Genomic DNA, 19,493 nt, shown 5'->3' on the forward strand with positions numbered 1-19,493 from the left:
AATTCACTTGTCGGAAAAAAAGAATTTAGAAATTCTTATACTCATTTAAGTTTTTATTAACCATAAACGTATTATTCGGAGGAAAAACAGTGAAGAAAAGTTTGCTATCAGCATTAATGGTATGTTCATTAACACTAACAGCAGTCGCTGCACCAACTTTAGCCGCAGCAGATAGTATCGATCAAAAAATCGAACAACAAGATAAAAAAATCAGCGAATTAAAGGGTAAACAAGCAGATGCTCAAGCACAAATCGAAGCTTTGGAAGCAGATATCGCATCTGTAGAAGCAAAAGTCAAAGATTTAGAAGCACAACAAGCAAAATTGACTGATGATACGCTTAAATTGCAAGATACGATCGCTGAATTGAAAGTCCGCATTGCTAAACGTGAAGAAGCGATCCAAAAACAAGCTCGTGACGTTCAAGTCAACGGTCAAAGCACAAACTTCATCGACGCTGTTTTAGATGCTGACACATTGACAGATGCTATCGGTCGTGTTCAAGCAATGACTAAGATCGTTAACGCAAATAATGATTTAGTAGAACAACAAAAACAAGATAAACAAAAAGTTGAAGATAAAGTTAAAGAAAACGAACAAAAAATTGCGGCTCTTACTGCTAACCAAAGCCAGTTAGAAGATGAAAAAAATGCGATTGCTTCAAAACAAGCTGATTTGAATGTGATGAAAGCAAACTTAGCAGCTGAACAAGCAACAGCTGAAAAAGACAAAGAAAAATTAAACAAACAAAAAGAAGAAGCGGCAGCTGAACGTGCACGCGTACTAGCTGAACAAAAACGTGCAGCAGAAGCTCGCAAAGCTGAAGAAGCTCGTCAAGCCGAAGCAGCAGCTAAAGCTCAAGAAGCAGCTAAAAAAGCAGCAACAACCAATACTGAAACAACTGAACAAACTGAAAGCAGCAAAACGACTGTATCAAAACCAGCTAACACACAACAATCAGAAACACCTGCTAAAACCGAAGAACCTGCTGATAACAACAATAGCAACGATAACGGCAATAGCGGAAACGATAATACATCAACCATTTCTAATGGAGCTACTACTGGAGGTGGGAAAGACCACAGCAATTCAGGCAACATGTATCCACCAGGTCAATGTACGTATTATGTTAAATCCGTAGCACCTTGGGTAGGTACTTACTGGGGCAATGGCGCTCAATGGGGCGCATCAGCACAAGCTGACGGTTACCGAGTAGATTCTACTCCAGCCGCAGGCGCTGTCGTAGTATTTGCTGGCGGACAAAGTGTTGGTAGTTGGAATGCTGATCCTGTGTATGGTCACGTAGCTTACGTTCAATCATACAATGCTTCAAACAATACAATTACGATCACACAAGGCGGTATGGGATTCTCTAATCCTTATGGACCGAATACTGAAACAATAAGTGCTTCAGGCTTGGTTTATATCCACCGTTAATCATTTGAATAAAGTCAAAAGCCGGCGAATACGCCGGCTTTTTTTACAAATAAATACAGATTCAAAGGGTACCAATGATAGCCATGACCATTTCACAAGGAGGGCAAGTGACGGTGATCTGTAGAAACAAAAAAACCGATCACTGGAAAATTCATTTCCTGCATCCAGCAGGACTCGCTACAAAATGCAACGGAAGGATCTTCCAGTATTCGGATAGTTTTTTAAAATGTTTATTATGAGAATTAAATATGCAGTAGAGAGATGAAGAGGATTGCTGCGATCGTTTGAAAAGCACCGACTGAGAGTCCATAAATCAAAAAGCGCGGACCTTCTTTGATAAATTTTCGAAAATCCAACCTTAGTCCAATTGCAGCTAAAGCAGTAGTCTCAAACCAAGTGCTGATAAAATGGGCGGATTCATTAAAAATAGCCGGCAAAGTAACAAAACTATTTAATACGCAGAAAATTAAAAAGCCCAGTACATACCAAGGGATCGGAATTTTTTTCTTTTTGACAGATGCCACTTGAGGCGAAGAGCTTTGGACTTTTTTCTCGAAGGCAAAGACTACGATCACTAAGAAAATGATCCGAGTGATTTTGAACAACATAGAATAATCGACGGTTTCAGCATCCAACAAACTTGCGCCAGCGACGACTTGTCCTACTGATTGCAGTGTGCCTCCTAGCAATGCACTTTTCCTTAAAAGATTGCTGCCGAAAAGTGATAGTCCTAAAAACGGCAGTGTCAGCATCATGACAGTTCCTAATAAATTGACCAGTGTAATGATCTGGCCTTTTTCTTCGTCATCAGCGTCAATAGCAGGTGCGATCGCTCCGATAGCTGAGGACCCGCAGACTGCGTTGCCGCCTGCCATCATCAGTGCCATTTTTTCATTGAATCCCAATTTACGACCAATGAGATAGGCACTGAAAATGACAGTGGTCATCATCAGCAGGACATAGATCAATCCTTTGAATCCCATCTGCTGGATCGTTTGAAAGGTGACTGTGAAGCCAAGTAAAACGACAGAGTATTCCAGCAAACGGCTCTCTGCGAATTTTGTTCCTTGTGCCAATGATTTCTGCTTGAATAAAGTATTTCCTAAAACGATCCCTAATAAAATGGCGATGGTTGCGCCACCCAAACTAGGGAAAATCAGTGCAAGTCCTTTTGAAACGACAGCGACAGCGAAAGCTAAAATCAATCCTGGTAAAATCAGTTTGATTTCTGTCTTTTTGCGAATAATTGATAAATTCATTGATTTCTCCCCTTTTATAACATACGATATATTATACTAGATGTTTTGATAGCTTTTATTTATTGATATAATAATTTAAATAGAAAAAGATGATGGAATTGATTGCATGTTCAAGTGGTTAGAAACATTCCGAGTGGTCTACGAAACGAAAAGTTTTTCTAAAGCTTCGGAAATCCTGTTTATTTCACAGCCGACAGTTTCGGCGCAGATCAAACAATTAGAAAATGAATTTCAAACACAGTTTTTCGTTCGTAACGGTCGAAAAGAAGTGAATGTTACCCCGCAGGCAGATATTCTTTACCAGCGTGTGGTGAATCTGATGGATGATTGGGAAAAGGTATATCGAGAGGTCCAGAATAACCAGCAACGGATCGTACGTTGTGTGATCGGCGCTTCCCATACATTTGCTACCTATTTATTGCCGGATCTGTTGATCGAATTATACCAACAGTTTCCTCAGATCCAATTCAGTGTGAAGATGATGAATTCGCTGGAAGTTTTGCAAGCGGTAGAACGTCATACCGTTGATATCGGCTTTATTGAAAAACCTTTATCGGCAGCGAATATTACTCGTATTTCTCTTGTGGAAGATCAAATGGTGTTAGCCGGTGATACTGAAAAAGGTCCGTGGCTTGTACGGGAACCGTCTTCTGGTGTCTACTATTATACAAAACGTTTCTTGGAAGAACAAAATATCAGTGAGAACGTCATGGAGATTCAGAACAATGAGATCATCGTAGAACTTCTGCGCAAAGGATTCGGCTGTTCAATCATCTCTGAACGTACCGCATCTGAAATTCCTTATAAACGTTTGAATGAGGCTTATCGACGACAATTCTTCCTTATCAAAAGAGATCAAACGATTTATGATGAGCTGGAAAAGTGCGTGGAATATATCCAGCGGTGGGGAGAGAGTTATACAGCAGATAAGAGGTAATTTGTGGCAGTTTATTGAACAAATACTGTGTATAAAATAATAAAAGACTCGCCATGATAGAGACAATAAAGCTTTATTGCCTATCATGGCGAGTCTTTTGTATTTTGATATAAGATTTTTGATTAACAAAAAAGTTTGAAATATAGTAACAAAAATGAGTTTGAGAATTTAGTTTTTAATTGTATCTACTAAGGTTTATTTCAAAGAGATAAGTTAAAGCGTATTGTTTAAAATTAACAATCAGAACCTTTTTATAACGTTTTAAATTGAAATATTTCCATTTAAAGCTTCCTTTTTTAAGTCCTCAATAATAGTAATCCCTGAACTAGTTCCGATACGCTCAGCACCAGATGCAATCATTTTTTTGAATGTATCAGCATCCCGAATACCTCCAGCAGCCTTAACTTTAACTTCAGATCCAACATGTTCTTTCATTAGTTTGATGTCTTCAATAGTTGCCCCTGTAGGAGCAAAACCAGTTGAGGTTTTGATAAAATCTGGTTTCACGAGTTTGGCGATATGACAGAGAGTGATTTTCTCGTCTTCACTTAAATAAGCGTTTTCAAAAATAACTTTTGAAATTACATTGTACTGTCGACACACTGCCACAATTTTTTCCATTTCATCTTTTAAATAATCCCAATTTTTTGCCTTAACTTCAGTGAGATTTATCACATAATCGATTTCATTTGCACCGTTATTGATTGCATCGAGAGTTTCAGCAACTTTTGCTTTGATAGAAGTTTGGCCTAAAGGGAAACTTATAGCCGCACCTACATTGATATCAGTGTCAGCAAGGGCTTCATGACATACTTGCGATTGAACTTGATTTATAGCTACCATTTTAAAATGGTACTCTTTTGCCTCAGTGCATAAAACAAGCATATCTTCTTTTGTAGCATAAGGTTTTAAATTTGTGTGGTCAATAAAGCGGGATAGTTGATCAATAGTGTACTCCATTAGATTTCCTCCTGTATATGTATTTACATATTGGATGTTAAAGCAAAAATATCTTCTTGTCAACTTAAAAAATTTGCTGATATATTTGATTGACAACGCTTTCTTTAAAGTTTATCATTGTGATATGGTATTAAATGTAATTACATAAAGGGTGGAGATTATGAAAGTAATTGTAACTAGTCACGGTGATTTTTGTCATGGTATTTTAAAGAGTTATCAAATGATTGCTGGTGAAAGTGAAAATTTTTATGCGGTTAGTTTAACTGAAGAAGGGGTAAAAGATTATTCCGACCGGCTAAACAAAGTATTGACAGAACTTGAGTCGGAAGAAATTTTGATTTTAACAGATATTAAAGGAGGGACACCGTACAATGAATCATATCAATACTATCTAACCCATGAAGAACGTGTAAGAGTAGTGGCAGGAATGAATTTACCAATGATTATTGAAGTAGGAATAAATCTATTCAACGATAATCTAGAGATTTTGTATAACAAAGCATTGCAAGCAGGTCTTTTAGGTATCGAAGGAGCAGACAATGGTTCCATGATAGAAAATGATTTAGAATTTTAAAAATTATGCTGGGAGGATTTATAACATGACAATTACATTAGCAAGAATCGACGATCGCGTGATTCATGGACAAACTACCACGAGATGGACAAAAAGTCGATCTGTTCAAGGGATTTTGGTGGTAGGAGATGATATTGCTCGAGATGATTTACGGAAAAAAGTTTTAAAAGCGGCAGCAGGCAATTTGAAGCTAGGAGTTTATACTACGGAACAAGCTATTACCAGTATTCCAAAGGGGAAAAATTCTGAAAAAGATTTCTTTTTAATTAGTAATTCGCCCCAAACATTTGCTGAATTGGTTCGCTTGGGAGTTGATTTTGGAGGCAAGCTGAATGTCGGACCTATGAATACCCGTGAAGGTGCAGTGGTACTTGGTAGAACTGTAGCTATTGATGCGAAAGATTATGATGCATTCGAGTATATGAGTCAACATGGGATAGATATCGGCTTTCAACTTTTACCTGATGATGAAATAAAATCTTGGAAAACAATGAAAGCTAAATATGACTCATTGACTAAATAGTTTGCAATTCTTAAAAGATATAATTCAAATGAAACAAAAAAATAAGATTGTAGGAGGGATTAAGCATGGATGGGGGTTTGTTTTTACCTGCATTATTGACTGGTATTTTCTGTTATTTAGGAGCTATTGAAAGCCCATGGTTATTTGGTATGAGCGGCGGTTTCTACGTTGTCGGTAGACCATTAGTTGCAGGACTTCTAACAGGTATTGCTTTCGGAGATATTAAAGCTGGTGTTTTATGTGGTTTAGCAGTTCAAGCTGTTTTTATTGCAAACTTGTCTACCGGTGGTGCTACAAATAGTGAAATTACTTATGCAGCTTATGGTGGTATTGGATTGGCGTTAGCAACTACTAGAGAACCTGCAGTAGCGGTGACCTTATCAATCTTGATTGGTCAAACATTCGGTCTAATTTTTTATAATACTAGAATGGCATTGTATTCTTTTTGGAATAGAAGAGCTCAAAAAGCTGCAGAAGATGTGAATAACCAAGGGATTGTAATGAATCATATTGTATATCCACAGATTACAACTTACCAGCTCTTGGGATTGCAATGTTGATGGGGATCGTAATTAAAGAAAAAATCCATCTGGTCTTTTTCTTTGCGGGATTTGTTTTAATGGCTTTCGCAAAATTGAATATGATTGCTTTGGTATTTCTTGCAGCAATGGTGGCTTATATTGTTTATTTAAGTACAGAAAAGCTTAGCAGAAAAGATCAAGTAGTAACGGAAACAGCTACTGTTGGTAATCAGAGCGATGCTGCCTATGAAGATGATGACTTGTTTTAAGGAGGTAAAATAAATGGAAAATCGATTGACTAAAAAAGAATTGCGTCAGATATGGAGACGTTGGGGTTTTACTCATCTATCTTCAATGAGTTACGAAAAGTTACAAGCTCATGCATGGGCGTACTCATATTTACCTTTTGCTGAAAAATATTATAAAAATGATAAAGAAGCTAAACGTCGTTTACTTCTAAGGCACTCTATGTTTTATAATACGGAACCGCAAACGGGACAGCTGATTAATGGGATTGTTGCTTCTCTGGAAGAAGAAATAGCATTAGGTAGAGATGTGCCTGAAGAAATGCCAATAAATATAAAAACAACACTGATGGGCCCGTTAGCTGGTATCGGAGATTCAATAATTCAAGGGATCATCGTTCCAATATTATTATCTATTGCCATGGGGTTAGCAGCAGGGGGGAATGCATTAGGGCCAGTTTTTTACATTATCAGCTATGGAATCATTGGGCCTTTGATTTCGTATCTATGTTTTATGAATGGATATCGTCTAGGTGTTAATGCAATAGATGCTATTATTGGAGAAAATGCAAAGAGAATCACTGATGCTTTTAACATCTTGGGAGTTATGGTTGTTGGAGGACTGGCTGCTTCTAATATCATGTTAACAACGGCAATCAAAATTCCTATGGGAGACGAAGTCCAAAAGTTACAAGACGTTTTAGATGGGATTTTTCCTAATATTTTACCTTTGGCTATGGTATTATTAGCGTGGTATTTACTTACTTCAAAACAAATGACAGCAACAAAGGTTATTCTTGTATTAACATTGATTTCTGCAGTGGGAGTAGTGATTGGAGTATTTTAAGATAGTTGGACGTGTTTCTATAGAAACGCGTCTTATTTGTATAAAAATGTTAAACTATTTAGGAGGACGATCATGTACATTTTGAAACCAGAATCACGAGAACGTATTTGGGGGACACCACGCCTACATGAATATCATGGGGAACGACCAATTGAGAAAATAGGCTCAGTCTATTCTGCAAGCGGTGTTGAGGGTGTTGATTGCCAAATTGTTGGTGAAGAAAAAACATTTGGAATGTTGGTTGAGGAAAAACCAGAAATATTTGGGTTGGAAAATGGTGAAGTTTACCCCTTAATCATTTCTTTTACAGCATGCGATGAAAACTTAAGTATTCAAGTTCATCCAACCGATGATTATGCACAGAGTGTAGAGAAAAAGATTTATGGAAAAAGTGAAGCATGGTATTTTATTACACCACCAGAAAATGGGTGGATTTATGCGGAACAACAAATTCCAGAAAAATCTATAATCTTGGAGGCGGCAAAAGAAAATCAGTACATGAATATTCTTAAAGAATATCCTGTGGAAAAAAATGATTTAGTTTATATCCCTTCAGGTACAATCCACGCACTAACGAAAGGATCGTTAGTTTATGAGATCCAACAGTCTACTGATATTACATATCGGTTTTATGACTATGATAGAAAAGATAAAGATGGTAAAAAACGTGATTTGCATGTTGAAAAGGCAATTGGAACCCTTCATCCAGAACAAAAGGTGGAGAAAAAAACTTTTAAAATGGGTGAAACAGTCAAGCAACGTGAATTTACGATTCAACATCTAAGTGGTAAACAAATTGTAAAAAATAATTCAGATGTCGCAAGTGTTCTCACGATTTTAGCTGGTGAGTTGAAAATCAACGAAACGACTTGTTATACAGGCCAAAGTATTGTTTTATTGAAAAATGAGTACTGTGAATTACCAGAGTTTGTTGAGGCAGTTTTAGCTACACCTAAGAGATATTGGGCAGATGAATAATTGAGGAGTAGGTAGTATGAAAGTTCCATTACACAAAAAAATTCGAGCGGATTTACTGGAAAAAATTAAGACTGGTGAATATAGAGAAAATCAATTGATTCCAACAGAACTAGAATTAGCAGAACGATATCAGGTGAGTCGTCCAACTATTCGTCAAGCAGTACAAGCTCTTGTAGATGAAGGTTATTTAGAAAAACGTAAAAAACGAGGAACTATCGTTAAAAAACCAAAGATACAACAAGAGTTTACTCATGTGATCGAAAGTTTTGATTCTGAAATGAACCGTAAGGGAATTATTCCTAAAACAAAGATTTTAAATTTTCTGCAGACAACAGCTAATGAGGAAGTAGCTGAAAATCTTAAATTGGAATTAGGGGAACGAGTCTATAAATTAACTCGATTGCGCTATGCAGAAGAAAAGCCAATCGTATTAGTGATTAGTTATATTCCTTATAAATTGTTTCCACAATTTCAAGAGGTTGATTTTACTAAAGAAAAAATGTATCAAGTGTTTGAAGATATGGGACATCCCATCAGAACAGTTACACGGAAATTGGAAGTAATAAAAGCTGATGAAACAATTAGTGATTTATTAGATATCGCTGAAGATGATCCATTGTTTTATTTCCATACCCAAGGATTTTCAGATGACCATCTGCCGATAGAATATTCAATTTCGAAGTACCGTGGTGATATCAATTACTTTGTATTCGAATTGAGTCAATAAAAGCTCGAAATTTTTTGTTGGATAGAACTTTGAACCTTAAAAGGTAAAATACAGTTATAGCTGATCTATCTGCTATAACTGTATTCTATCTTTTAAAGCAAATCCTGGTTTCTGTGAGTAAATCTAAATGTTTACTCAGTTACTTGATCAACGCTAATATTCTTATCGTCATTAGGTCCGGTCTTAATGACATATGTGACCCTATCACAACGAATGGTCGATGATGAATAATGAATTACTTGTCCTTCACTATTGAAGCTAATTTTCTCCACAACAAATAGCGGGTCACCAGTGAGACATTGTAAGAGTTCTGCTGTTTCCTGGGTAGCAATGATACCATTAAAGGTTAACTCTGATTGATAGTTTTCCACTTGGTATTTGTCGCTAAGGAGTTGGTAAAGTGACTTAGTGCTAGAGATATTATCCAAAATTTCCGGATATTTTGCATCTTCCACATAAAAGTTGTCAATACCAAGGGGGATATTGTCTTCCAACATGAGTCGCTTAATGTTGATGACACTATCGTTGATTTTGATATGAAGTTTCTCGGATAAAAATTTATCAGCTTTGATTCTACGAGCGTGTAGAATATTATTTTCAACTTTATGTCCACGACTAGATAGGGAAGAATTAAAACCTTTGTCATTACCAATGGCTAAGGTTTCTTTTTTTGGTTTAACGAAAGTACCTCGACCTCGTTGACGCTCTACCAAACCATTTTCGGTTAAAAGTTTGAAAGCCTTTCGGATGGTAATTTTACTGACGCTATAGAGATTACACATTTCTTCTTCAGTAGGAAGTTGTTCGCCAGGAAGGTACTTTTTTTGTTGTATATCATTGCGGATAGCGGCTTCAACCTGTAAATATAGAGGTTTGTTGGATTTAGCATTCAATTTTTTCACCTCAAATACTCATTTTTATCTAGTATATCACATGCTATAACATTATATAACTTTTGTAAAAAGTAAATTTATCTTTATTAATTTTTGTTTTAGAAAAAAAATATGTCATTTTTTTCTAATATTATTATGATGGGAGAAAATCACATATTTTACATTTAAAAAAGCGCTTGCAAAACCGACGTTCTTAGTTATAATAAGTACTATAAAGTTATATAACTTTATAGTACTTATTATAACTAAGAAAGAGGGATAGCGATGCGTACAGAACACCAAGAACAAATTAAAGCAGTAATGAATTGTTTGAAACACAAGAATGTTGAATGTTTTTATTTTGTAGCTTGTGGAGGATCACAAGCTCTGTTGATGTCAGGACAATACTTATTCGACAAGGAGTTAGATATTCCTTCCCACGTATATACAGCAAATGAGTTTATTTATGATACACCAAAAGGTTTAAACAATAATTCAGTAGTAATCTCCTGTTCACATTCTGGAACAACACCAGAAACTGTAGAGGCTACTAAATTGGCTCGTAAAAAAGGGGCTGTGACAATTGCGCTGTCAAATGAAGAAGGCTCGCCATTGTGGGAAGCAGCAGAATATCCGATTCATTATGACTGGGGGCAAGATGCTGATGCTAGTGATTTGAATAAAGGCATTTTGTACGGAGTTTTATTTAGTATTTTGATCGTCTTAGATGGTTCAGATAAATGGATAATCTGTTTAGAGGCTTTGAATAACCTAAATGATTTAGTTAAGAAAACGAAAGAACAATTTGCTGATTTTGCCAAGGATTGGGGAAAATCACAAAAACGTGATGGGATTATCTATACTGTTGGAAGTGGGATTAATTGGGGAGAAATTTATTCTACTGCAATTTGTTGGTTTATGGAAATGCAGTGGATTAATTCAAATGCCATTCATTCAGGTGAATTCTTTCATGGTCCGTTTGAAATCACTGATTATGATGTACCATTTATTTTGGTTAAGGGTATCGGAAACACTCGATTCTTAGATCAACGTGTAGAAGATTTTGCGCTAAAGTTTACAAATAAAATTGCAATATTAGATCAAGAGGAGTTTGAATTATCAACTGTGGCAGTTGAGGCAAAACAATATGTGGCAACAATCTTGACCGGAGTTGTAATTCGGCAAATGGTAGAAGCTATTGCATTTGAGCGAGGACATTCGTTAGAAGTTCGAAGATATATGTGGCAAATGGAATATTAAGATAGAACATTAATTAAATAGGGGTCGTGAGTAATGAGTGAACAACAATTTCGAGTAATTATAACCTCGCATGATAGTTTATGCGTGGGTTATCTAAAAGCAGCACAGTTGATTTTGGGAGTTGAATTCCCAAACGTTTCAACGTTACCTTTTGAAGCCAGTAGTTCAATGAGCGATTTTGAAGATGCTATGCGCAAAATGGTGGAGCAAAAACCCTTGCGACCCTTATTGATATTATGTGATTTGATGGGGGGAACACCAGCAAATGTCGCAACGAAATTTATGTTGATAAATAAACAAATAAAAGTCGTTGTTGGTGTGAATTTACCATTTATTTTAGAAATCTTGCTACATCAGGATTCTGGTGCTTCTTTATTAGATATTCCGTTGGATGATGTCATTTTAAGTGCTAAGAATAGTGTGATAGATATTAGGAGCTTGATGAAAGGGTGTACTATGAATGATTAAATTAGTGCGAATAGATCATCGTTTGTTACATGGCCAAGTAATTTTTTCATGGACTAAACAGATGAATGTAAATCATATCGTTGTGGCTGATAATAATGTTCCAAATGACCCTATAGCTGTTATGGCGTTAACAATTGCCAAACCGGCTGATTGTAAATTAGATATCGTAGAAATAAAGGACGTGCCTAAGGTATTAGAGAAAGAATCAGATCATAATTATATGATTTTGCTGAAAGGTCCTGAAGAAGCTTTGAATTTAACAGAAATGATTCCGAAAATAACTGAAATTAATCTTGGCGGTGTAGCGAAGAAAAAGGACTCTATACAATATGGTAAAGCTGTTTACTTAGACAAAGATGAGCTATCTGCTATCAAAAATCTAATTGCGAAAGGAATTAATATTTTCGTGCAGCAGGTCCCATCTAGTTCGGTGGAGAATGTCGACTTTAAGAAATAATAGCGGTATAAGATGTAGGCTCGTTTCATAATTAAGTAAAAAGATGAAATTTGTCAAGGAGGAGATTAAGTGATAATAAAAGCTATTCTGCTTGGACTTGTTGGGGTTATTGCGGTTATTGATTCACGTTTGATTGGTCGTCAAAATATTGGTCGTCCGTTGATTCTGAGCGCGCTAGTGGGCTTAGTTTTGGGAGATCTGACAACTGGAATCAAATTAGGAGCCTCATTGGAGCTGATTTCAATGGGTTTTGTTTCTATCGGCGCTGCAGGACCGCCTAATATGCAATTGGGGAGCATAATCGCTACAGCTTTTGCTATATTGACTGATAGTTCCACAGAAGCAGCACTAACCATTGCCATTCCAGTGGCAGTAGCTGGAGAATTTCTAAGTATTATTATGCGTATGTGTATCGCTCAGTTTGCTCATATAGCTGATAAAGCAATCGAACAAGGTAAGTATCGTAAAGTTCAGATCATTCATATATACTGGTCTTTTATTTTCAATGCTTTTGTTTACTTTGTTCCAATTTTCTTATCTATCTATTTTGGAGCAGATATGGTAAAAGCTATTATTGATAAGATTCCAATCATCATTACTGATGCTTTAACGGTAGCGGGAAACATGTTGTCTGCCTTAGGTTTTGCTATGCTCCTAAGTACAATGTTAAGTAAAAAATATATGCCATATTTTATTTTTGGCTTTTTCATCGTAGCCTATTCAGGACTTGGCTTGATTGGGGTTACTATATTTGCGGTATTAATTGCATTTGTCATGGACCAAATAAAATACAACGGAAAGGAGCTATCATTTTAGATGAAAAATTCCAATGCTATTTCAATCACAAAAAAGGATCTGCAAAAAGTTGTGTTTCGTTCTATGACTATTATGTGTTCATGGAACTATGAACGTCAAATGCACATGGGATTTATTTATGGGTTATCTCCAATTCTGGATAAACTATATATGAATGATGATAAACGCAAGAAAGAAGCCTACGAGCGTCATATGGAGTTTTTCAACTGTACGCCTCAAATGACTTCTTTTATTATGGGACTAGTTGCATCAATGGAAGAACAAAATGCTAATACGGCAAATGGCAAGTATAACGAGGAAACAATTGCTATGATCAAGACCAGCTTGATGGGACCATTTGCCGGTATCGGTGACTCTTTTTTTCAAGGAACTTTGCGAATCATCACTTTTGGTATCGGCATTTCTTTTGCTCAACAAGGCAGTATTTTAGGACCAATATTAGCTGTTGGATTATTCGCAGTTCCATCAATTTTGACGCTTTATTATGGAGCGATGTTAGGATATAAATCCGGAAATAAATATTTGACCAAACTATATCAGGAAGGACTTATGGATCGGGTAATGCAGATGGCTTCTATCGTAGGTTTAGCTGTTGTGGGAGGAATGGTTGCCAGTATGGTACCTATCACTACACCGATAAAGTTTACTACTGGCGGTACGGAATTGATTTTGCAGGATATGCTGAATTCAATCTTGCCACAAATGTTGCCGTTGATTTTTACCATGATTATTTATAAATTAGTTAAAAAAAATGTCAGTACTAATATGCTACTTCTAGGATGCATTGTGGTTGGTATGGTTCTAAGTGTAGTAGGAATATTATAAAAAAGCGAGACAGTGACAGATTTATGGAAGAATTACTGTAAAATCTGTCACCGTCTCGTTACTTTTATTTATTTCTATTTTCCTAATCACGCCACCCAAGCTCTGGCGCGATGTCTTTGACGATTGTTTCCAATAGATGCATGTTGTATTCCACACCTAATGTATTCGGAATCGTAACCAAAACGGTATCTGCTTCTTTAATTGCTTCGTCTTCAGCCAATTCTTTGACCAATTTATCAGGTTCGCCAGCGAAAGTCTTACCGAAGATCGTTGGATTTCGGTGATAAGCCAGATAACCCACTTGATCTTGTTGTGGTGTGCCGTCTTGACCGAATAATCGACGATCCAGATCCGTTGTGATTGGTTGGATCGAGCGGGTCACGAGTGTTCTTGGTTCAAAGTCGTGCCCGGCTTGTTTCCAAGCTTCCTTGTAAGCTCGTAATTGATTAGCTTGTTGGACATGGAATGGTTCATTGGATTCATAGTTTACCAATGTAGATGATTGCAAATTCATTCCATGTTGAGCTGCCCAAACAGCAGTTTGTTGTGAACCGGCACCCCACCAGATGCGTTGACGCAATCCTTCTGAATAAGGCTCGATCCGTAATTTTCCAGGACCTTGTGGGAACATTGGTTGTGGATTTGGTTCCGCGAAAGGTTTTCCTTCAATCAGTTTCAAAAATTCAAGGGTACGTTCACGAGTAACATCTTTGATTTCTTCTTCGCTGTAATCATAGCCGAAATAATTCCAGCCGTCTAAAACTTGTTCAGGTGAACCACGACCGACTCCTAACTGCACTCTTCCTTGAGTGATAATGTCGGTTAATCCTGCATTTTCTGCCATGTAATAAGGATTTTCGTAGCGCATATCGATAAGGCCGGTTCCGATTTCAATCTTGCTGGTTTTCGCACCGATCGCAGAAAGTAATGGGAACGGTGAACCGATTTGATTAGCGAAATGATGGACGCGGAAATACGCACCGTCCACTCCGATTTTTTCTGCTTCTACAGCTAGTTCAATCGATTGAAGATAAGCATCTTGTGCTGTTCTTACAAGTGAACCTTGGCTCATCCAATGGCCAAAACTTAAAAAGCCGATTTTTTTCAAGGCAATGTCCTCCTTCTTTTTTATCAAAAATGATGGTTTTTTATTTTAACTTGTTCTGATTTTACTATGTTTTCTCTCAAAAGACGAATAATTGTTCTCGGAAAAAAATAAATAGGCAATGTCCAAATAGAAAAAAGACATTGTGCACCGTAAAATCAGGAATTTGGTACGTTTTTGCTCTTTTAAAATAATCTTAAAATTTATCTATGATGAGTCTTTTGAAAATATAGTGCAAAGAAGACATCATATTGCTAGTTAAAAAATGACAAAAATTTGTTGGATTTTGAGATGCGACGATACAAATTAATAAGTAGATAGATAATAGGAAAAGTGTCGGTTTTTCTTTGTACAAAGCTAAAAGGAAAAAAAGAGATCTAAGAAAAACAACCGCTACGAGAAAAAGTGCAGTGAGATGGCTAGAGATTTTTATTTTGCTCTTATTCCAATCAATTTTTCAATAAAGGGCTCTTTGTTGTATAGTTATTTTATCATTGAATAACAGATTGGAATTTAATGATTATTTACTTGATAAATGTCATGGCTAAATTCGCAGAAATAGCCGTTTTCACTTTATGTACCAATAAAATAAAGTTGCCCTAATCATTGGATAGTTAGTGGATTTGAACGTATAATTGTCCATTGGGAAGAAACTAATTGTATAGGAGATATGTTATGAAATTAATCGGAATCGATCTAGATGGGACACTTTTGAATTCTGAACAGAAAATCAGCGAAAAAAATGTAAATGCTTTAAAAGAACTTTCGCAAGATTTTCTACCATTTATCTGTTCAGGTAGAGAAGTCGAAGATATCAAAATGATTTTGAAAAAATCAAACTTTACGTTGCCAGTCGTTGGATTGAACGGTGCTTTAGGGTATGACGGAGACAAATTGATTTTTGAATTTGCCTTTGATCCTCAAAGTGTACGGGAGGCAAACCGTATCATTTCCAGATTTCCCACAAAAGTTTATACCAATAGGGGAAGTTACGAATCGCAAAACTATAAAGACGAGATGCAAAAGGTCTTTAGAGAAATAGGAAGCGAATTTTCTATTGAAGAGCTCAACTATGAGTTGGATTATGAAAAAACGATACGTTCGACCGCTTATGAGAGCATTGAAGAAGTCATCAGTCAAGAAGATATTAAAATCTACAAGCTTTTTATCTTTATCCCTAATAGGCAGGTCAAAAAAGAAATCTATACACGTTTAGGAGAAGTTGCCAATATTTCTGTTACTGAATCAGCTGCGGTAAATCTTGAAATTGTTCCTAACAATGTGTCTAAAGGATTCGTGTTTGATCATATGCGTAAAATATATAACTTGAATGATCCTCTAAAAATAGCTATTGGTGACAGCTTAAATGATTTAGAGATGTTCAAGAGTGCGGATCTGAGTTTTGCAATGGCAAATGGACATAAAACGATTAAAGAGATAGCGGATCATATCACCGTCACAAATGATGAAGACGGTGTTTCAGAAGCATTATCTAAGATTTGTGCGCTCTCTTTATAAGAGAACCGTCAAGGAAAGAGGTCACTTGAAACATTTTTCAGCGACTCTTTGTTTGAGGAATCTGCAAGTAATTTAATAATGACATTGCGAGAAGTTATAGATTGTTTAAAAAAATTAAGGGAGCAGAATAGATGAAAAAAATCGCAAACTTATTGATAGTTTCTTTGTTGTTGGTGAGCGCAATCTTTACGAATGGTATCGTAGTTGCAGCTGATGAATCAGTTACGAATCTTCCTGATCCTGGAAGTATCCATACTGATTTGAATGGAGATTATGGTGTCTTGGGAATCGCCTCACAGTTCCATATCTTTGCTAGAGGAACTACGACATTGAACGCCCATACCAATGGAAACTTGGCAGTAGCTATGTTGGAAGGAAATGTAAACTTTGGAACAAGTATCCATGAAGGTTCTGTCAATCGAGAGATCGATTATATCCAAAATGTAACGAATCTTCAAAGCTCGTCAGAAGTTCCAACCACAGAAAAAAGAAGAGAAAAATTTGTCTTAGGCAAAGATATCGCGGTCACTTCCGTCGATCATGGAAATCGCTATGCAATTAATGGAACGAAGATGGACCACATCGCTCCTGAAGATTTTTATCAAGACAGGGAGGGAGTGTATATTGATTTTCAAAAGGAATTTGCTCAATTAACAAAAGCTTCCGCAACTTTGATGAATATGCCGGCGACACTCACGGTTCACAATGATTTTGCAGACACCAATAATCGCGTGATCGATTTAAGCGGTATAAATGCAGATACGATCTATGTCAATATCGATGGAGATGTTTTAACTAGCGATACAGAATTATATATTAGAAATCCTAATGAAAAGATCGTAGTCATGAATGTGGTGAATACTGGCTCTAATTTAACCATAAATTCCGAAATCAATTACAATGATCGTGCAAGTCAAGAAACAGAAGATTTTTCTGATGCAAATATATCGTGGAATTTCGGGAATGCTATTCAGACCATCACGACCGATAAACGATTTTTAGGAACAGTTTTGGCACCTAACGCGACGATTACGGTTGGAGGGAATCTGGATGGTTCGATCATTGCGAATAATGTTGTGATCAATGCGGAAACCCACCGTTGGGATCCTAACGAGATTTATCCAAATACGGATGCTGTTGTTACAGGTTCGGTTCACTTGAAAAAAATCGATGCGGCAGATAACACGAAAACATTGAGCGGAGCAGTATTTGATCTGTATTCCAGTGATGGTACCCAGATCGCGACCGATTTGCAGACCGGAGAAGACGGTACGTTAAGCTATGACAACTTGCCGACAGGAGATTATTATTTTGTTGAAACAAAAGCACCAGAAGGATATCAGTTAGACGAAAGCCATCACGATTTTACTATCACTGCCGGAGAGACCAGTGAAGCGGCAGAGGTGACAGTGACTAATAAAGTCCAGCCAGTAGAAACAGGTTCCGTTAAATTGACGAAGATTGATGCCGCAGATAAAACGAAGACCCTGAGCGGAGCGGTGTTTGATCTGTATTCTAGTGAAGGTACTCAGATCGCGACAGATTTGCAGACTGGAGAAGACGGTACGTTAAGCTATGACAACTTGCTGGCAGGAGATTATTATTTCGTCGAAACGAAAGCACCAGAAGGGTATCAGTTAGACGAAAGCCATCATGATTTCACTATCACTGCCGGAGAGACCAGTGAAGCGGCAGAAGTGACAGTGACTAATAAAGTTCAGCCAGTAGAAACAGGTTCCGTTAAATTGACGAAAATCGATGCGGCGGACAATACGAAAACATTGAGCGGAGCAGTATTTGATCTATATTCCAGTGATGGTACCCAGATCGCGACCGATTTGCAGACCGGAGAAGACGGTACGTTAAGCTATGACAATTTGCTGGCAGGAGATTATTATTTCGTCGAAACAAAAGCACCAGAAGGATATCAGTTAGACGAAAGCCATCATGATTTCACTATCACTGCCGGAGAGACCAGTGAAGCGGCAGAAGTGACAGTGACTAATAAAGTTCAGCCAGTAGAAACAGGTTCAGTTAAATTGACGAAAATCGATGCGGCGGACAATACGAAAACATTGAGCGGAGCGGTGTTTGATCTGTATTCTAGTGAAGGTACTCAGGTAGCGACAAATTTGCAGACCGGAGAAGACGGTACGTTAAGCTATGACAATTTGCCGGCAGGAGATTATTATTTTGTCGAAACAAAAGCGCCAGAAGGATATCAGTTAGACGAAAGCCATCAAGATTTCACTATCACTGCCGGAGAGACCAGTGAAGCGGCAGAAGTGACAGTGACCAACGAAAAAACAACTGCCCCTAAACCAAATCCAGAACCCGAATATGGTATGGTGGAACTGACTAAGGTGGATGCCGCGGATAAAACGAAAACTCTAAGTGGAGCGGTATTCGATCTATATACCGATAATGGAACCAAAATCGCTAGCAACTTGATTACAGATAAAGACGGCATTTTGCGATATGATCACTTAAAAGCCGGTGATTATTACTTTATAGAGACCAAAGCACCAGAAGGATATCAACTAGACAATAGCAGACAAAAATTCACCATCCAACCAAATGCAATAGAAAAGACAGTACAACTCACTGTTCTCAATCAAAAAGAAGTTCCAGATGATGAAACAAAAAATAATAGTTCTCAAAACAATGAGGCGCAAAATAATAGAATACAAAATAATGGCGAGCACGACCAAAACGGCAATCCATCCAAATTACCAAAAACCAGCGAAAATGAATCTTCCCACTGGCAACTGCTAGGAAGTATTTTATTTGTAGTCAGCGGTATATTATTAGGATTTAATGCTGTTTATCGAAGACGTATGAAAAAATGGTAAATATTCTGTTTTCTGTATGCTTGCCTAAAAGATTCTAGTTAGTAAATTTCCTTTGGAGCTGATTCAAAAACATCAAACGTTCAAAGTTATGGTTTAATGAAGAACGACCGGAAATGCTGATAAACTATTTATGGATATAAAAACAAGAAAACTGCTGGATTTTTAAAATGACTTTGAAAAGATGCGAGCTGTTTTCACTACATCGGAAAAACCCGGTGAAGCGATAAGAGAAAAACAGTTGAAACATTAATTGGATAGAATAACCAAAAACGTCTTTAGAATCAGATGAACCGATTCTAAAGACGTTTTTTGT

At 37.0% G+C, this 19,493-nt stretch carries 18 protein-coding genes and 1 pseudogene; 15 read left to right on the plus strand and 4 right to left on the minus strand.

Annotated features, from left to right (window positions below; translation table 11 throughout):
* Window positions 1-89 precede the first annotated feature (89 nt).
* Window positions 90-1,436 (plus strand): CHAP domain-containing protein, encoded by a 1,347-nt coding sequence (locus tag EFB00_RS06795; protein ID WP_122646107.1) that lies wholly within the window; start codon window positions 90-92, stop codon window positions 1,434-1,436.
* Between the two features lie 242 nt (window positions 1,437-1,678).
* On the opposite strand, the gene EFB00_RS06800 is transcribed toward EFB00_RS06795, so the two are convergent.
* A complete protein-coding gene (locus EFB00_RS06800; RefSeq protein ID WP_122646108.1) occupies window positions 1,679-2,695 on the minus strand; it encodes a YeiH family protein in 1,017 nt (338 codons plus the stop codon).
* A gap of 106 nt (window positions 2,696-2,801) precedes the next feature.
* On the opposite strand from EFB00_RS06800, the gene EFB00_RS06805 reads away from it, so the two are divergent.
* Window positions 2,802-3,632, plus strand: a complete 831-nt coding sequence (locus EFB00_RS06805) for a LysR family transcriptional regulator (protein ID WP_122646109.1) — start codon at window positions 2,802-2,804, stop codon at window positions 3,630-3,632.
* A gap of 261 nt (window positions 3,633-3,893) precedes the next feature.
* Here the strand turns inward: EFB00_RS06805 and deoC are convergent, their stop codons facing one another.
* The gene (gene deoC, locus EFB00_RS06810; RefSeq protein ID WP_122646110.1) at window positions 3,894-4,592 is read right to left on the minus strand and encodes a deoxyribose-phosphate aldolase; all 699 of its coding nucleotides are present in this window, start codon (window positions 4,590-4,592) and stop codon (window positions 3,894-3,896) included.
* Window positions 4,593-4,752: 160 nt separating this feature from the next.
* On the opposite strand from deoC, the gene EFB00_RS06815 reads away from it, so the two are divergent.
* From EFB00_RS06815 to EFB00_RS06840, 6 genes and pseudogenes are all read left to right on the plus strand, one after another.
* Window positions 4,753-5,166, plus strand: coding sequence for a PTS sugar transporter subunit IIA (locus EFB00_RS06815; RefSeq protein WP_122646111.1), 414 nt, complete (start codon window positions 4,753-4,755; stop codon window positions 5,164-5,166).
* A 25-nt stretch (window positions 5,167-5,191) separates the two neighbouring features.
* The gene (locus tag EFB00_RS06820) at window positions 5,192-5,689 is read left to right on the plus strand and encodes a PTS sugar transporter subunit IIB (RefSeq protein WP_122646112.1); all 498 of its coding nucleotides are present in this window, start codon (window positions 5,192-5,194) and stop codon (window positions 5,687-5,689) included.
* 65 nt (window positions 5,690-5,754) lie between these two features.
* A pseudogene (locus EFB00_RS06825) lies at window positions 5,755-6,479 on the plus strand (PTS sugar transporter subunit IIC).
* A 13-nt stretch (window positions 6,480-6,492) separates the two neighbouring features.
* Entirely contained in the window at window positions 6,493-7,302 is an 810-nt protein-coding gene (locus tag EFB00_RS06830; RefSeq protein WP_122646113.1) for a PTS system mannose/fructose/sorbose family transporter subunit IID, read from the plus strand.
* A 72-nt stretch (window positions 7,303-7,374) separates the two neighbouring features.
* Window positions 7,375-8,280: a class I mannose-6-phosphate isomerase gene (locus EFB00_RS06835; protein ID WP_122646114.1), complete on the plus strand. Its 906-nt coding sequence runs from the start codon at window positions 7,375-7,377 to the stop codon at window positions 8,278-8,280.
* Between the two features lie 16 nt (window positions 8,281-8,296).
* Window positions 8,297-9,007: a GntR family transcriptional regulator gene (locus tag EFB00_RS06840; protein ID WP_122646115.1), complete on the plus strand. Its 711-nt coding sequence runs from the start codon at window positions 8,297-8,299 to the stop codon at window positions 9,005-9,007.
* A gap of 131 nt (window positions 9,008-9,138) precedes the next feature.
* On the opposite strand, the gene EFB00_RS06845 is transcribed toward EFB00_RS06840, so the two are convergent.
* Entirely contained in the window at window positions 9,139-9,909 is a 771-nt protein-coding gene (locus EFB00_RS06845) for a GntR family transcriptional regulator (RefSeq protein ID WP_241153418.1), read from the minus strand.
* Between the two features lie 255 nt (window positions 9,910-10,164).
* On the opposite strand from EFB00_RS06845, the gene EFB00_RS06850 reads away from it, so the two are divergent.
* The 5 genes from EFB00_RS06850 to EFB00_RS06870 all read left to right on the plus strand — a co-directional run bounded on the left by EFB00_RS06850 (window position 10,165) and on the right by EFB00_RS06870 (window position 13,705).
* Window positions 10,165-11,139 carry an SIS domain-containing protein gene (locus EFB00_RS06850; protein ID WP_122646116.1) on the plus strand — a complete coding sequence of 325 codons (975 nt, stop codon included), beginning with the start codon at window positions 10,165-10,167 and terminating at the stop codon, window positions 11,137-11,139.
* A gap of 33 nt (window positions 11,140-11,172) precedes the next feature.
* Window positions 11,173-11,607, plus strand: a complete 435-nt coding sequence (locus EFB00_RS06855) for a PTS sugar transporter subunit IIA (protein ID WP_122646117.1) — start codon at window positions 11,173-11,175, stop codon at window positions 11,605-11,607.
* A complete protein-coding gene (locus EFB00_RS06860; protein ID WP_122646118.1) occupies window positions 11,600-12,064 on the plus strand; it encodes a PTS sugar transporter subunit IIB in 465 nt (154 codons plus the stop codon). The genes EFB00_RS06855 and EFB00_RS06860 overlap by 8 nt, the downstream gene beginning before the upstream one ends.
* 69 nt (window positions 12,065-12,133) lie before the next feature.
* Window positions 12,134-12,880, plus strand: a complete 747-nt coding sequence (locus EFB00_RS06865; protein ID WP_122646119.1) for a PTS mannose/fructose/sorbose/N-acetylgalactosamine transporter subunit IIC — start codon at window positions 12,134-12,136, stop codon at window positions 12,878-12,880.
* The gene (locus EFB00_RS06870) at window positions 12,881-13,705 is read left to right on the plus strand and encodes a PTS system mannose/fructose/sorbose family transporter subunit IID (protein WP_122646120.1); all 825 of its coding nucleotides are present in this window, start codon (window positions 12,881-12,883) and stop codon (window positions 13,703-13,705) included. It begins immediately after the preceding gene.
* An 82-nt stretch (window positions 13,706-13,787) separates the two neighbouring features.
* Here EFB00_RS06870 and EFB00_RS06875 read toward each other — a convergent pair whose 3' ends face one another.
* On the minus strand, window positions 13,788-14,813 hold the full coding sequence (locus tag EFB00_RS06875; RefSeq protein ID WP_122646121.1) for an LLM class flavin-dependent oxidoreductase: 1,026 nt from the start codon (window positions 14,811-14,813) through the stop codon (window positions 13,788-13,790).
* A gap of 672 nt (window positions 14,814-15,485) precedes the next feature.
* Between EFB00_RS06875 and EFB00_RS06880 the strand changes: the two genes are divergently transcribed.
* On the plus strand, window positions 15,486-16,328 hold the full coding sequence (locus tag EFB00_RS06880; protein WP_122646122.1) for a Cof-type HAD-IIB family hydrolase: 843 nt from the start codon (window positions 15,486-15,488) through the stop codon (window positions 16,326-16,328).
* Between the two features lie 131 nt (window positions 16,329-16,459).
* Window positions 16,460-19,180, plus strand: a complete 2,721-nt coding sequence (locus EFB00_RS06885; RefSeq protein WP_122646123.1) for a SpaA isopeptide-forming pilin-related protein — start codon at window positions 16,460-16,462, stop codon at window positions 19,178-19,180.
* Window positions 19,181-19,493: the final 313 nt, after the last annotated feature.

Source organism: Enterococcus mediterraneensis (assembly GCF_900604485.1).
GTDB lineage: Bacteria > Bacillota > Bacilli > Lactobacillales > Enterococcaceae > Enterococcus_C > Enterococcus_C mediterraneensis.